This is a genomic window from Streptomyces sp. L500 (assembly GCF_054551825.1).
In genome coordinates, this window is record NZ_JBTOLC010000009.1 from 17,849 (window position 1) to 31,181 (window position 13,333).

The 13,333-nt window shown below is 73.5% G+C and carries 14 protein-coding genes; 1 reads left to right on the forward strand and 13 read right to left on the reverse strand.

What is annotated here, in order from left to right; genetic code table 11:
• Positions 1-32 precede the first annotated feature (32 nt).
• Together galE and ACX9I7_RS11575 are read right to left on the reverse strand one after the other, a co-directional pair.
• On the reverse strand, positions 33-995 hold the full coding sequence (gene galE, locus ACX9I7_RS11570; protein ID WP_459387248.1) for a UDP-glucose 4-epimerase GalE: 963 nt from the start codon (positions 993-995) through the stop codon (positions 33-35).
• Entirely contained in the window at positions 992-1,555 is a 564-nt protein-coding gene (locus tag ACX9I7_RS11575) for a D-glycero-alpha-D-manno-heptose-1,7-bisphosphate 7-phosphatase (protein ID WP_459387249.1), read from the reverse strand. Before ACX9I7_RS11575 ends, galE begins: the two co-directional genes overlap by 4 nt.
• Positions 1,556-1,628: 73 nt before the next feature.
• On the opposite strand from ACX9I7_RS11575, the gene ACX9I7_RS11580 reads away from it, so the two are divergent.
• Positions 1,629-2,765: a glycosyltransferase family 4 protein gene (locus tag ACX9I7_RS11580; protein WP_459387250.1), complete on the forward strand. Its 1,137-nt coding sequence runs from the start codon at positions 1,629-1,631 to the stop codon at positions 2,763-2,765.
• A 74-nt stretch (positions 2,766-2,839) separates the two neighbouring features.
• Here the strand turns inward: ACX9I7_RS11580 and ACX9I7_RS11585 are convergent, their stop codons facing one another.
• The 11 genes from ACX9I7_RS11585 to ACX9I7_RS11635 all read right to left on the reverse strand — a co-directional run bounded on the left by ACX9I7_RS11585 (position 2,840) and on the right by ACX9I7_RS11635 (position 13,272).
• The gene (locus tag ACX9I7_RS11585) at positions 2,840-3,700 is read right to left on the reverse strand and encodes a galactose-1-phosphate uridylyltransferase (RefSeq protein WP_387567626.1); all 861 of its coding nucleotides are present in this window, start codon (positions 3,698-3,700) and stop codon (positions 2,840-2,842) included.
• Between the two features lie 29 nt (positions 3,701-3,729).
• Positions 3,730-4,746 (reverse strand): zinc-dependent alcohol dehydrogenase, encoded by a 1,017-nt coding sequence (locus ACX9I7_RS11590; RefSeq protein ID WP_459387251.1) that lies wholly within the window; start codon positions 4,744-4,746, stop codon positions 3,730-3,732.
• Between the two features lie 10 nt (positions 4,747-4,756).
• Positions 4,757-5,371: an SIS domain-containing protein gene (locus ACX9I7_RS11595; RefSeq protein WP_358624872.1), complete on the reverse strand. Its 615-nt coding sequence runs from the start codon at positions 5,369-5,371 to the stop codon at positions 4,757-4,759.
• A 65-nt stretch (positions 5,372-5,436) separates the two neighbouring features.
• Complete coding sequence (locus ACX9I7_RS11600; protein WP_459387252.1) at positions 5,437-6,213, reverse strand: phytanoyl-CoA dioxygenase family protein; 777 nt, start codon at positions 6,211-6,213, stop codon at positions 5,437-5,439.
• A 16-nt stretch (positions 6,214-6,229) separates the two neighbouring features.
• A complete protein-coding gene (locus ACX9I7_RS11605; RefSeq protein ID WP_387567630.1) occupies positions 6,230-7,381 on the reverse strand; it encodes a DegT/DnrJ/EryC1/StrS family aminotransferase in 1,152 nt (383 codons plus the stop codon).
• Positions 7,378-8,319: an NAD-dependent epimerase/dehydratase family protein gene (locus tag ACX9I7_RS11610; protein WP_459387253.1), complete on the reverse strand. Its 942-nt coding sequence runs from the start codon at positions 8,317-8,319 to the stop codon at positions 7,378-7,380. The genes ACX9I7_RS11605 and ACX9I7_RS11610 overlap by 4 nt, the downstream gene beginning before the upstream one ends.
• A complete protein-coding gene (locus tag ACX9I7_RS11615) occupies positions 8,319-9,290 on the reverse strand; it encodes a radical SAM protein (protein ID WP_459387254.1) in 972 nt (323 codons plus the stop codon). The genes ACX9I7_RS11610 and ACX9I7_RS11615 overlap by 1 nt, the downstream gene beginning before the upstream one ends.
• Positions 9,287-10,186, reverse strand: a complete 900-nt coding sequence (locus ACX9I7_RS11620; protein WP_387567636.1) for a glycosyltransferase family 2 protein — start codon at positions 10,184-10,186, stop codon at positions 9,287-9,289. Before ACX9I7_RS11620 ends, ACX9I7_RS11615 begins: the two co-directional genes overlap by 4 nt.
• Positions 10,183-11,178, reverse strand: coding sequence for a GHMP family kinase ATP-binding protein (locus ACX9I7_RS11625; protein ID WP_459387255.1), 996 nt, complete (start codon positions 11,176-11,178; stop codon positions 10,183-10,185). The genes ACX9I7_RS11620 and ACX9I7_RS11625 overlap by 4 nt, the downstream gene beginning before the upstream one ends.
• Positions 11,171-12,433 carry a 2-deoxy-scyllo-inosose synthase gene (locus ACX9I7_RS11630; RefSeq protein ID WP_387567640.1) on the reverse strand — a complete coding sequence of 421 codons (1,263 nt, stop codon included), beginning with the start codon at positions 12,431-12,433 and terminating at the stop codon, positions 11,171-11,173. Before ACX9I7_RS11630 ends, ACX9I7_RS11625 begins: the two co-directional genes overlap by 8 nt.
• A 5-nt stretch (positions 12,434-12,438) precedes the next feature.
• Positions 12,439-13,272: a DNA methyltransferase gene (locus tag ACX9I7_RS11635; protein WP_387567642.1), complete on the reverse strand. Its 834-nt coding sequence runs from the start codon at positions 13,270-13,272 to the stop codon at positions 12,439-12,441.
• Positions 13,273-13,333: the final 61 nt, after the last annotated feature.

The following is a 13,333-nucleotide window of genomic DNA, read 5'->3' on the forward strand; positions in this document are numbered from 1 at the left end:
GAAGCGGAACCCCTCCGTCGGGCGCGCGGCCGTCATGGGCGCGCCCGGCGGAACCGCGACGCGTCCTCGATCATCCCGTCGAGGCCCGGGCGCGCCGGCTTCCAGCCCAGTTCGCGCAGGATCCGTTCGCCGGAGGCGACCAGCACGGCCGGATCGCCCGGGCGCCGAGCCGCCGGCCGGGTGGGTACGCGCCGGCCGGTGACCCGGGCCACCGCGTCGAGCACCTCCCGCACCGAAAAGCCCCTGCCGTTGCCGAGGTTGTAGGCACGGTGCTCGCCCGGGACCGCGCCGGCCAGCGCGGCCAGGTGGGCGTCGGCGATGTCCGCGACGTGGATGAAGTCGCGTACACAGGTGCCGTCGGGGGTCAGGTAGTCGTCGCCGAACACCGCGAACTCCCCGCCCCCGCCCAGCGCGGCGTCCAGGGCCAGCGGGATGATGTGCGTCTCCGGCTCGTGCCGTTCGCCCGAATCGCCCAGCGCGCCCGCCACGTTGAAGTAGCGCAGGCTCACGGAGGCGAGACCGTGGGCCCGGGCGTACGCCTCCAGCGCCAGGTCGACGGCGAGCTTCGACGCGCCGTACGGGTTGGTGGGCACGGTGGGCGCGCTCTCCTCGATCGGCACCCGCTCCGGCTGGCCGTAGACCGCGGCCGTGGAGGAGAAGACGAGCCGTCCCACTCCCGCGCTCAGGACGGCGTCCAGCAGGGTCAGGCTCTCCACCGTGTTGTTGCGCCAGAACCGCTCCGGGTGGCGCACCGAGTCGTCGATGAGGGCCCGCGCGGCGAGGTGCAGCACCGCGTCGAACGGGCCCCGGTGGCCGGTCAGGACGTCCAGCGCCCGGGCCATCGTGCCCCGTACGAGCTCGGCGCCGCGCGGGACCGCGTCGGCGAAGCCGGTGGACAGGTCGTCCAGGACGACGACCCGGTGCCCCTCCTCCAGGAGCCGGCGCGTCACCACGCTGCCGATGAAACCGGCGCCGCCGGTCACCAGGATCTTCACACGCGACCGCCTTTCGAGACGCAACCGTTTTTCGACGACATGAGCAGAAGCCCCACGGCCGTTCGTAAATCCGTTGCGACAAGGTCCGCCGAGGTATTGTCCGGCGGTTTTCCCGGGCCCTGGAGAAGAACCGTTCCGGTGCCGGCCGCCCGGCCCGCCAGAACGTCCGACTCGGAGTCGCCGATCGTCACGGAATCCGCCGGGTCGATGTCAGGGAAATCCCGCATGGCCGCCTTGAGGAGCCCGGGCAGCGGTTTTCGGCAGTCGCATGCGCCCACCTCGTGCGGGCAGACGTAAACGGCGTCCAGGAACGCCCCGTGCGCGCGCAGCAGCGCGGCGAGCCGCGCGTGCACGGCGGTCAGGTCCGCGCTGGTCATGAGGCCCCTGGCCACGCCCCGCTGGTTGGTCACGAGCACCACGCGCCGTCCGCTCGCGTTCAGTTCGCGCACGGCCCCGGCGGCACCCGGCAGCAGGACCAGCTCCGCGGGATCCGTGATGTAACGGCCTTCGGGCGGCTTCGCATTCAAGGTGCCGTCCCGGTCCAGAAAGAAAGTGCGCACTTCTGCGTGACCCGCTTTCACTGTTATGGTCTTTTCGGCTCCCCAAGGGGGCCGGAATGGAGGCAATGCGAGAATGGGCACCGCCGATCGAGCACGACTCCGTATTCTTTTCGTCTCCGCGAACGAGACGGCGCCATGGGGTCCCAGCGAGACGAACTGGGCGCTGGCCGCGCGGCACTGGACGGACCGGGGCGCCGAGGTCCACGCGAGCGTCAAGGGCTGGGACGAGGTCCCCGCCGAGCTGGCCGCCGCCGAGCGGGCCGGGGTCGTCGTCCACCGCCGCTGGGAGCAGCCCCCCTACGACCTGCGCCCCGTCCATCAACTCCCCTGGTCCGAACACCGGTCGAGCACCCTGGACAAGGTCCGCCCCGACCTCGTCGTCGTGTCCCAGGGCGACAACTACGAGGGGCTCGGCTGGATGGAGGAGTGCCGGACGCGCGGCTACCCGTACGTCGCCTACTCCAACTCCGCCGCCGACTTCGAATGGCCGGCGGACGACGTGGCGCAGCGCCTGGCCGTGGCCTACGGCGCGGCCCGCGCGTCGTTCTTCGTGTCCGAGGCCAACCGGGAGATCACCGAACGCCAGGTCGGCACGCGCCTGCCCAACGCCCGGGTGGTCCGCTGCCACTTCAAGGTCGACTACGACGCGGCCCCGCCGTGGCCGGGGGACGCCGAGCCGCTGCGGCTGGCCTGCCCGGCCCGGCTCGACCCCATCAGCAAGGGCCAGGACGTGCTCTTCGAGGTCCTCGCCCGCCCCAAGTGGCGCGAACGCCCCCTGACCGTCTCCCTGTTCGGCTCCGGGAGCCACGCGTGGGTGCTGCGCAACCTGCGCGACCGGTTCGCCCTCGACAACGTCGAGTTCGCCGGGTACACCACGGACGTCGAGGCGATCTGGCGCGAGCACCACGGCCTGGTCCTGTGCTCGCGGGCCGAGGGCCTGCCCACCGTGATCATCGAGGCGATGCTCTGCGGCCGGCCCGCGATCGTCAGCGACGTGGCGGGCAACGCCGAACTCCTCGAGGACGGGGTCACCGGCTTCGTCGCGGCCGCCCCGGCCGCCGCCTGCCTCGACGAGGCCCTCGAACGGGCCTGGCGGGCGCGCGGCGAGTGGCAGGAGATGGGCCGCCGCGCGGCCGTGGCCGTCCGCAAGCAGATCCCGCCGGACCCCATCGCGGTCCTCGTGGACCAGCTGACGGAACTGGCCTCCTGACCCCGCCGTCCCCGGGCGCCCGGCGCCCGGGGACGGACGCCGGCCCGGCCGGGGCGGGCGCCGCCGCCGGGCCATCACACCCCCCTCAGCGTCTCGGCGGCCCGCTCCGGCTCCAGCGGCGTGAAGTACATCCCGCTGCCCAGTTCCCCCGCCGCGATGTACCGGGGCGTCCCCGGAGCCCGCCAGACCACGTTGATCTCCAGATACAGATGCGCCCACGGCCACTCCCCGCCGTCGACGGGCCGCTGGTGGACCCACAGCAGATACGGCGCCGGGCGCCCGAACAGCGCGTCCACGCCGCCCAGGACCCTCGTCAGGAGCGCGGCCAGCTCCCGCCGCCCGGCCGCGCCCGCGCCCGGCAGGTCCGGCAGGTGGACGCGCGGCGCCAGCCGCAGCGCGTACGGGAACAGCGGCGCCTCGGGAACCCACGCCCGCCAGCCGCCCTCCTCCGCCACCACCAGCTCCTTCGCCGGCCCCTCGCACAGCGCGCAGCGGCCCAGCGCGCGGCTGCGCTCCAGCTGTGTCGCGGGGGCGGGCGGGACACCGGGCAGGCCGAAGGCCTGCCCGTGCGGATGGTCCACGGTCGCGCCCGCGTCGGCGCCCCGGTTCTCGAAGAGCAGGACGTACCCCACATCGGGCCGCGCGCCGAGCTCCTCGGTGCACCCGCTCCACAACTCCACCGCGTGGACCGCCTGCTGGATTCCCATCGTCGCCCAGGAGGCGCCGTGCTCGGGCGCGTACAGCAGCACCTCGCACCGGCCCCCGTCCAGCGCGGGCCAGCGGTTGGGGAACCGCCGCACCCGGTACTCCTCCGGCGCCTCCAGCCCGCCCGGGCAGAACGGGCAGTCCGCGCTCCGCGCGCGGGGCCGGGCCTGGCGGCGGCCGTCGACCGCCACCGTGAGGCCGGTCAGCGGATCCGTGCGCAGCTCAGCCACCCCTGCCGCCCTCCCCTCCCGCCCCGTGCTCAGCCGTCGGCACGGATCGCCACCCGGATCACGTCCGGGCCGGGCTGGTCGGCGAGCCGGAACGCCTTGTCCGCCTCCGACAGCCCCAGGACGTGGGTGATGACCCGGTCGGTGCGCACGGCACCGTCCGCGAGCAGGTCCGCCGCCCGGCGCATGAACCGGCCCGGTCCCATCACCCCGATCGTCGACATCAGCTTCAGCGGCCACTGCGCGGCCGGCATCTCGACCCGCTTGCCGACCTTGTAGCCGATCAGCCCGACCCGGCCCCCGGGCCGCACCAGCTCGGTGGCGAGCCGGATCGCGTCCGGTTCGCCGCAGGCGTCCAGGACGACGTCCGGCAGCCCGGCGGGTCCCACGTCCTCGATCCACCGGGCGACCTCCTCGGCGTCCGACAGCGCGGTCCGCGCGCCGAGGGATCCGGCCACGGAGGCGCGCCGTTCGACCGGGTCGACGGCGAGGACGACCCGGCCGCCGGACGCCCGGGCCGCCTGGAGCACGTTCAGGCCGATGCCGCCGCACCCCAGCACGGCGACACTCTCCCCGGCCTCCAGCCGCACCCGGTCCAGCGCGTGGAGGGCCACGGCCAGCGGCTCCGTCTGCGTGGCCGCCAGCAGGTCGAGCTCCGGGGGGAGCCGCACCAGGTTCGTCGCGGGCACGGCGATGAACTCGGCGCAGCCGCCCGGGTCGGTGAACCCGAACTCGCGCAGCTCCGGGCACATCACCACCTGCCCCGCACGGCACCACGGGCAGTGCCCGCAGGTCAGCGCGATGTCCCCGGCCACCGTGTCCCCGGGGGACACCAGGGGGCTGCGGGTCTCGGCGACCGTACCGCTCCACTCGTGGCCGGGTACGGCCGGGAGGGCGGCGCCGTGCCACACGTCGTTGTACAAGGAGACGTCGCTGCCGCAGATCGCGTTGTAGGCGACGCGGACCAGGGCCCACCCCTCGGGGAGCACCGGGTCGGGTACGGTCCCGACGGTCAGGTCGCGGGGGCCGTTGAGCGTTGCTGCACGCATGGGAGACCTCTCAGCCCTGGTGGGAGTGGGGGGTGCTGCCGCTGTTGTCCCGCAGGGACTGGGTGACGAAGTGGAAGATCATGCTGTGCATGGCCTCGGCCATGCCGACGTCCTTGGTGGGGGCGTTGACCTCCGCGTCCGCCAGGTCGCGCAGGATGCCTCCGGTGCCCGCGGTCACCGCGATCACCCGCAGCCCGGCCTCCTTGGCCCACCGGGCCGCGGCCACCACATTGGGGCTGGTGCCCGAGCAGCTGATCACCAGCAGCCGGTCGCCGGGGCGGGCCATCAGCCGCAACGGCTCGACGAACACCCTCTCGTACCCGCAGTCGTTGGCGTAGGCGGTGAGCATGGACAGGTTGTCGGTCAGGGCGATCGCGCGCAGCGGCGGGTTCTGCTCGGCGGAGGTGCCCTTGAGGAGGTCCTGGGCGAGGTGGGAGGCGGCCGAGGCGCTGCCGCCGTTGCCCGCCAGATAGACCGTGGCCCCGTCGCGCCGTACCTCGTCGAGTTCGCTGATCAGTCGGTGCACCTGGTCGCCCATGGCCTGGAGGAGGGGGCCCGCGGTGTCCAGGTACTCGTCCCACGGGCCACGGGCCGGTCGGCCGGCGGCGGTGGAGTCCTGCGTCATCTCTGCGTACCTGCAATCGTGTCGGGGAGCGCCGGGGTGCGGTGGACACCACGGTCGTTAAGGGGTCAGCGGACGAAGTCCTCTTCGACGTCGTGGTCGACGTATCCGGTGCCGCGCAGGTCGCCGGTCTCGCCGTTCCACTCGCTCCAGTCGGCCATGTAGGTCGGCCCGTACCCGAAGGCGGCCAGGAGGCGGTCGCCGGGGGTGCGCTTGCGGCGGGTGCCGTGCATCAGCGCCTCGTTGAGGATCAGCAGGTCGCCGGCGCCGACGAAGACGTCGGTGAGAGTCGGGAAGCCCTCGTCGATCAGCGAGGCGCGCTCGCCGCGCTCGGCGCGGTGGCGCAGCAGGGGGTAGTTGGCCTTGTGCGAGCCCTGGATGTAGCAGAACGAGCCGTCCTCGGGGGAGCGGATGTCGCTGAGGTAGATCAGGGCTTTTACATAGGGGCAGAACAGTTTGCCGTCGTGGTAGGTGTGGGTGATCGACAGGTCGCGGCCCACGGTTCCGCCGTCGAGGTCGAGGAGTTCGGAGTTGCCGCCGTGGAGGTAGAGCACGCTGTCCCGGCCGCGGCGCAGCGCGTAGCCCTCCAGGATGCGCAGCGGCTGGTTGACCACTTCGCGGACCCGGCCGACGATGCGCTCGTCCCGGCCGAGTTTCGCGAAGAGCTCGCTGGTGGTGGGCAGGTCGTCGTAGCGCCGGGTGTTGGCGAAGCCGGGGTCGACGGGGTGGAGCCGGTCGAGTTCCGCGCGGAGGCCGGTGACCTCCGACGGGTCGAAGGCGCCCGGCACGACCAGGAATCCGGTGGTGTCGAAGAGGTACAGCTCTTCCGGTGACAGGGCGGGCACAGGGGTTCCCTTTCCGTCAGTGCCTCGGGGGCAGGGTCACGTCCTCCTCGGCGAGGGCCTTGTCGAGGGCGCGCAGCACGGTGTCGGTGTCGTCGTCGCTCATGCGGGTGTGGAGGGGCAGGCAGATGTGCCGGGCGCACAGGTCCGCGGCCACGGGGTGCTCCCCGGGCGGGAACCGGCCCTCGAACACCGGCTGGGCGTCCAGCGGCATCTCGTAGATCTCGCCACCGAGTTGCACCCCGGCGTCCCGCATCCGCTCCCGCAGCCGCTGCCTGTTCACACCGGGGTCCAGTACGACGACGTACTTGTACCAGCTCGCCGGCGAGTGCCCGGGCAGCAGCGGGCGGACGCCGCGCATCCCGGCCAGGCCGTCGGTGTAGCGCCGGGCGAGCCGGTCGCGGACGGCCAGGAACGCGTCCAGGCGACGGAGCTGGGTGCGGCCGACGGCGGCGTGGAGCTCGCTCATCCGCGCGTTCTCGCCGAGCACGGTGTGGATGCTGCGCCAGGGTTCGGGCTTGCCCAGGTTGCGGTACAGGCGGACGAGCCGGGCGAGTTCGTCGTCGTCGGTGGTGACCATGCCGCCCTCGGCGGAGGTGATGACCTTGGTGGCGAAGAAGGAGAACGCCCCGGCCGCGCCGAACGTCCCGGCGTGGCGCCCGTCCAGGCGGCTGCCGTGGGCGTGGGCGCAGTCCTCGAACAGCCACAGCCCGCGCCGGGCGCACCAGTCGGCGATGTCCTCGACGTCCGGGGTGACGATGCCGCCCATGTGGACGATCAGGACGCCCGTGGTGGCGTCGGTGACGGCCTGTTCCAGCTCGCGGACGCCGGGCGCGAGGGTGGCGGCGTCCACGTCGGTGAGCCGCACCCGCAGCCCGGCGAGCAGGGGCGCGGCGGCCGTGGAGTAGAAGGAGTTGGCCGGTACGAGCACCTCGCCGCCGGCCTCGCCGGCCAGCGCCCGCAGCCCGCAGACCAGCGCGGCCGTGCCGGAGGCGACGGCGACCGCGTGCCGGGCGCCGGTGTAGGCCGCCATCTCCGCCTCGAAGGCCTCGACCTGCGCGCCCTGGGTGAGCTGCCCGGTCTCCAGGCCGGTGCGCACGGCGGCGAGCACCTCGGCGATGTCCTCGGCCGGGAAGTCGGGCTTGACGGGCACCACCCGCGCCTCGGTCATCGGCCGCCCACCTCCGCCGTGCCGCTGCGGTCGGTGCGGTGCTCCAGCTCCATGCGCAGCCCCTCGTCGATGGTGATCCTGGGGGCCCAGCCGAGCTGGGCGCGGGCCTTGGCGGTGGAGACGAAGCGCTGGGAGTAGACGAGCTCACCGCGCCGGGTGGGCTCCTCGCGGTAGGTGATGGGCACCCCGCCGAACAGCGCGGAGACCCGCTCGGCGAGCTCCCCGGTGGTGAGGATCTCGGGCCCCTCCAGGTTGTAGACCTGGCCCGCGGCTATGGGCGCCGTGGCCCGGTGGAAGGCGTCGGCGAGGTCGTGGACGTGGAGGAACGCGCGGCGCTCGGTGCCGTCGCCGAAGACCGTCAGCTCCCGGCCCTCGGCCGCCGCGCGCAGGAACGCGGAGACGACGAGGCCGGGCCACATGCCGGGGCCGTAGATGGGGCTGTAGCGCAGGACGGTGGAGGCGAGGCCGTGGAGCCGGGCGTAGTCGCGGGCCAGCAGCTCCTTGGCGATCATCGATGTGGTGTAGAAGTGGCCCGCGCCCGTGGGCAGGAACGGTTCGTCCTCGTCGATCGCCTCGATCCGCATGGCGTTGTACACCCAGCAGCTGCCCGCGAGGACGACGCGGGAGACACCGGAGGAGGCCGAGGCGTCGAGCACCGCGGTGGTGCCGGTGACGTTGACGTCCATCGCGGTCACCGGGTCGGCCAGCACGGCGCGGGCGTCGGCGACGCCCGCCAGGTGGAGGACCACGTCCGGCCGCCAGGAGGCGAACAGGTCGGTCAGCTCCCGCCGCGCGGTCACGCTCAGCGCCGCACCCGGGAACGGGTCGTCGGGCGTCCACCGCGTGTCGACGACGAGGACCTCGTGGCCCTCCTCGTGGAAGCGACGGGCCACATGGCGGCCGATGAAGCCGGAGCCGCCGGTCACCAGAGCTCGCATCAGGTCCCCTCGGGGGTGTGGTGGGTGGTGGAGGCGGAGGCCGGGCCCGCGGCGGTCCCGCTCAGCCGGGAGCGCCATTCCGCCGCGCTGTCCACGGCGCAGCCGTCGTCCGCGTCGGGGGTGCGGTCCAGCAGCTCCAGGAACGCGCGGTCGGTGAGGTCCTCGGTGGGGTGCCGCTGCGGCAGCCGGAAGTCGCGCCGGGTGCGCTGCTCGTGCGGCATCAGCCGCCCGGCGCTGCCCAGGCAGTTGCGGCAGGCCCGCAGGGGCTCGGGCGACCGGAGGTAGGCCAGCAGCCGGTCCGCGAACCCCGGGTCGTCCGTGATCTCCAGCGCGTCCTCCCACGGGTCCGCGACGTCGTCCAGGACCCGGGGGAGGAACACGGACTGCGGGCACTTGAAGAAGTGGCCCTCGAACACGGTGTGGCAGCGCCACACGTGCGCGATCTGGCACGTCGAGTAGATCCGCCGCACCAGCCGCTCGTCGCCGGTGCCGAACTCCGAGTAGGAGTAGCGGAAGTGCGAGTAGTGGAGGAGGGTCAGGGTGACCCCGTGGTCCGCCGCGAGCTCGCGGACGCGGGCCATCTTCTCCTCGGGGATCTCCTTGCCGGGGTAGACGGAGATCTCCACCTCGTCCACCGCCGCCCAGAAGTCCTCGCGCATGCGCGGCAGCAGCATGCCGTTGGTGCACACGACGATGCGCGGCGCGATGCCGCTGGCGCGCACCGAGTCCAGGATGGTGACGAGCTCCCGGTGGAGCAGGGGCTCGCCGCCCAGGACCTTCACGAACTGGGCCCGGAAGGACTTCGCCAGCAGGGCCAGGTCGCGGGCCGCCGTCTCGGGCGCGATGAAGGACCTGGTGAAGACGGGGGAGAGGTGGCTGCACGAGGCGCAGCCGAGGTTGCAGTGGTGGGCGACGTTGAGCTCGCACCCCTCGGGGGTGACCACCCTTCCGTTCTCGATGTGGTACGTCATCGGACCGCCTCGGGTTCCCCGGAGTCCCGCCAGGAGAAGGTCGGGTCGAAGGGGAGGGAGAAGTTGTTGGAGTAGCCGCCGAGGTAGTAGCGCAGGGTGGCCCTTCCCGTGCAGGACACCGGCTCGGCGCGGGTGCGGAGGTCCATGGCGAGCTTGTCGTCCTCGCCGATGGACTCGGCCTCGTCGTGGGCGTCGTAGACGTCCCGGAAGGGCACCTCCAGGAGCAGCTCGCGGGCCAGCAGCCACTCGCCGGTGTCGACGGAGACGACCGGATCCTCCGTACCCGGCGGGTCGAGGCGGTCCCGCCGCACACAGTCGCCTGGGGACACGACGCCCTTGGCGCGCATCCGCGCCCACTGGGCGCGGCCCTCCACCGGGTCGCGGGCCCAGGGCTCGCGCGGCTCCAGATAGGGGCTGCCGTCGGCGTTGAGCATCCGCAGGTGGGAATGGACCGCGCGGTGGCCGGTCCGCCCGGCGCACTCCAGCAGGCTGCTGAGGTGGTCCGGTTCCCATTCGTTGTCGTCGTCGAGGAAGCCGATCCAGGGGGCGCGGCTCGCGCGGACGGCCATGTTGCGCAGCCGTGCCGAGCGTCCCGGCCCGGAGACGTCACCGGGGCCGCGCCCGGCCAGCAGCCAGCGGACGTTGGCGGGCAGCGGCTCGCGGGAGCGCAGGAACGTATAGGTCTCGTGACAGTCGTCGATCACGACGAGGTGCCGGAAGGGGGCGTCGAGGTCCTGCCGCTGGACGCTGCGCAGGGCGCGCTCCAGCAGGTGGGGCCGGTTTCGGGTGAGGGTGACGACGGTGACCAGCACGGCTGGATCGCCCTTCGCTCGGTGTGCGTTCGTGTGGCCGATGGGGGCGGTGGGAGCGGTGGTGTGGTGGTGGGCGTGGTTCACAGGGGCAGGGCGACGGCCCGGGAGCCGTGCTCGGTGAAGCGGAAGCGCAGTTCCACAAGGCCCGCGCCCGTCATGGCCCGGCGCACCGCCTGCCGCCGGTCGGGGGCGCAGACCAGCAGCAGGAACCCGCCGCCGCCGGACCCCAGCAGCTTCCCGCCGGCGGCGCCGGCCGCCAGCGCCCGGTCGTGGAGGCCCTGGAGCCAGGGGCTGCTGACACGCGTGCCGAGCCGTGACTTCAGCCGCCAGTGCTCCTCGACGAGGGGGCCGACGCCGTCGAGGTCGCCCTTGCGCAGGCAGTCGGCCATGTCGTCGGCGATGCGCCGGATCGCGTGGAGGCGCTCCAGCGCGTCGCCGTGGCCCGCCAGGGTACGGCGGTTCTGCTCGGAGAGGATGTCCCCGGCGTCGCGGCTGATGCCGGTGTAGAAGAGCAGCAGCCGCTCCTCCAGCTCGGCGCGCACGCCCGGGTCGAGGTCGAGGCGTTCGGTCTCCACCTGCCCGGAGGGGGCGAAGCGGAGCAGCCGGACGCCGCCGTGGGCCGCCATGTAGTGGTCCTGTTTGCCGACGGCCCGGCCCAGGTCCTCGATCTCGATCCGGCTCGCCGTCTCCGCGAGCGCGTCCGCCTCCGGGGCGTGGGGGTGGGAGGCGGCGTGGAGCACGGAGACGGCCAGGGCCGCCGAGCCGCCCAGCCCGCTGCCGCTGGGCACGTCGCCGAAAACCGTGACCTGGCGGTCCCGGAGCAGCCCCGCGCGCGTAAGGCAGGCCCGCAGCATGGGGTCGGGGTGCCGCGCCGCCTCCGCCACGGTCTCGCAGGAGTCCGTGGCGGTGCGCAGCCGGCCCCGGAACTCCCGGGGGTGGACGGTGACGCCGACGTAGCGGTCGATGGCACAGGCGATCACCAGTCCGCCGTGGCGGGCGGAGTAGCTGGGGATGTCGGTGCCGCCGCCCGCCAGGGAGATCCGCAGGGGGGCGCGGGCCGTGACGATCTCAGCCATGGGCATCGTGCCCCCGGTCGTGGCCCCCGCCGCACTCGCGGCCCCGGCGCAGCAGTTCGTCCACGGCGGCCCGGACCTCCCGGCGGGGGACGGGGGTGAGGTAGTGCTGGCCGAGGCCGAGCGGGACGCCCAGCGCGCCCAGCAGCACCATCGGCACGTCCGAGGAGGTGTGGGCCTCGTAGCCGCGCTTGTTGTCGAAGCCGATGTGGTGCATCACCGTGTCCGTGTCCAGCCCGGCGGTCAGGCAGCGGCACACGCCGACGCGCTCGATGAGCTCCTCGTGCGTGGCGACGGCGTCCGTGCCCAGCGCGCCGAGCCGGTGGGCGACGTCGGCCGCGACGGCCATGCCGAGGGCCACCGCCTCGCCGTGCTTGACGGGGACGGCCCCCGAGCCGGGCGCGGCGCTGGCGAGTTCGAGGGCGTGGCCGACGGTGTGGCCGTACTCCAGCAGCACGCCCGAGTACTTCTCGTGGGGGTCCTCCAGCAGCAGCCGGCTCTTGACCGCCAGGCTCAGCTCGAAGATCTCCTCCAGGTCGGAGGCGGTGTAGTCGGCCCGGGGGCGCAGCAGCCGGCGCAGGGTGGGGATCTGGCCGGGGTCGATGGCGAGCGCGTTCTTGACGGTCTCACAGGTGCCCGACCGCATGTCGCGCGGGGACCCCATGGCCACCACGCCGAAGTCGACGACGATCAGCTCGGGCGGGTGGTACAGCCCGACGGTGTTCTTGGCGTGCGCGGTGTTGACGGCCTGCTTCGCCGAGATCACCGAGTCACAGGCGGCGATGACGGTGGTGGGGACGTGGACGAGCCGGATGCCCCGGAAGAGCAGCCCGGCCAGCAGCCCGGCGATGTTGCCGGGGATGCCGCCGCCGACGGCCACCACGACGGAGCGGCGGGTGACCTTGAAGTCCAGGGCGAGGTCGATGAACCGGGAGAGCGTGGCCAGGTTCTTGTGCGCCTCGCCGGGCGGGTGGGAGAGCAGCAGGGCGGGCGCGGTCTGCTCGACGACCCCCGCGAGCTTGCTCGCCACCACGCCCTGGACGGTGTCGTCGGTGACGAACACGAAGCGGTCCGCGTCCAGTCCGGTGAGCGCCTGGGCCACGTCGTCGAGGCAGTCGTGCCCGAGCAGCACCCGGACGCGCCGGTCCCCGAGGGAGAAGTGCCGTTCGGTCAGGGGCGGCGGGGAGTCGTGGGAGCCGTGGGGGCCATGAGGGTCGCGGGGGTCGGCCGGGGCCGGGGGAGGGAGCTGGGAGTCCATCACCATCACCTTCGTAAAGCGTCGATGCGCCGCTCGGCGATCCCGGTCGCCTCGTCCGAGAAGTCGTTGCACGCCCAGGCGCGGCCGGTGGCCTCGGCGGCCAGGGCCGTGGCCCCGGTCCCGGCGAAGGGATCGACGACGAGTTCGCCTTCCCGGGTGAGCAGGCGGATGAAGTACTCGGGCAGCGCCACCGGGAAGCGCTCGGCGTGGGCCCGTTCCCGCTCGCCGGACGGATCGCCGGACGCGTCGCCGGGGCCGCGGTCGTCGGCCGCGGAGTCGCCCAGGACGAGGAAGTTGCCGTACGCCCGGGTGAGGTGGTTCTGGAAGCCGCGCACCCCCCGGACGTCCACCGGTACGTCGGGTGTCCTGGCCAGCCAGAACCACGTGCTCACACAGTCGTCGAAGCGCTCCCGGCGCCGGTCGGACCACGCCACGTCGGTGTCCAGGAAGCCGGGGTTGTACCAGTAGAACTCCTGGAGCAGGTGCCAGTCGCCGCCGGCGAGCAGGCCGGCGATCGCGGAGAAGTTCTGCACGGTGCGCACCGGGGCGTCCTTGGCCCAGCAGCAGCCCAGCTCCAGCACGAGACTGCCGTCGGGCCGGAGCACCCGGGCGATCTCCGCCACGAACGGGTCGAGCCACTTGGCGAAGCCGGGGCTGGTGGGGTCGGTGGAGGAGGGCGTGAAGGGGCCGGTGAACCAGGGGGAGGTGACCACCAGCCGGGCGGTGGCGTCGGGCAGGGTGTGCAGGAAATCGACGGCGTCGCCCTGGGTGAGGGTGCCGCTGCCGGTCGCCGTCACCGTGCGCACGGCGGCGGCGCCCGGCGCTGTACGGGAGTTCATGGCGTGCCCTTTCTACGTGGGGCTGCTGCGTGGGGCGGGGCTGCCGGGGACGTGGACCCCG

Bases quoted from the DNA above. Each gene is read 5' to 3' on its own strand.
- ACX9I7_RS11580 (WP_459387250.1), top strand. From the start codon at position 1,629: ATGGGCACCGCCGATCGAGCACGACTCCGTATTCTTTTCGTCTCCGCG.
- ACX9I7_RS11590 (WP_459387251.1), bottom strand. From the start codon at position 4,746: ATGCGTGCAGCAACGCTCAACGGCCCCCGCGACCTGACCGTCGGGACC.
- ACX9I7_RS11595 (WP_358624872.1), bottom strand. From the start codon at position 5,371: ATGACGCAGGACTCCACCGCCGCCGGCCGACCGGCCCGTGGCCCGTGG.
- ACX9I7_RS11605 (WP_387567630.1), bottom strand. From the start codon at position 7,381: ATGACCGAGGCGCGGGTGGTGCCCGTCAAGCCCGACTTCCCGGCCGAG.
- ACX9I7_RS11610 (WP_459387253.1), bottom strand. From the start codon at position 8,319: ATGCGAGCTCTGGTGACCGGCGGCTCCGGCTTCATCGGCCGCCATGTG.
- ACX9I7_RS11615 (WP_459387254.1), bottom strand. From the start codon at position 9,290: ATGACGTACCACATCGAGAACGGAAGGGTGGTCACCCCCGAGGGGTGC.
- ACX9I7_RS11625 (WP_459387255.1), bottom strand. From the start codon at position 11,178: ATGGCTGAGATCGTCACGGCCCGCGCCCCCCTGCGGATCTCCCTGGCG.
- ACX9I7_RS11630 (WP_387567640.1), bottom strand. From the start codon at position 12,433: ATGGACTCCCAGCTCCCTCCCCCGGCCCCGGCCGACCCCCGCGACCCT.
- ACX9I7_RS11635 (WP_387567642.1), bottom strand. From the start codon at position 13,272: ATGAACTCCCGTACAGCGCCGGGCGCCGCCGCCGTGCGCACGGTGACG.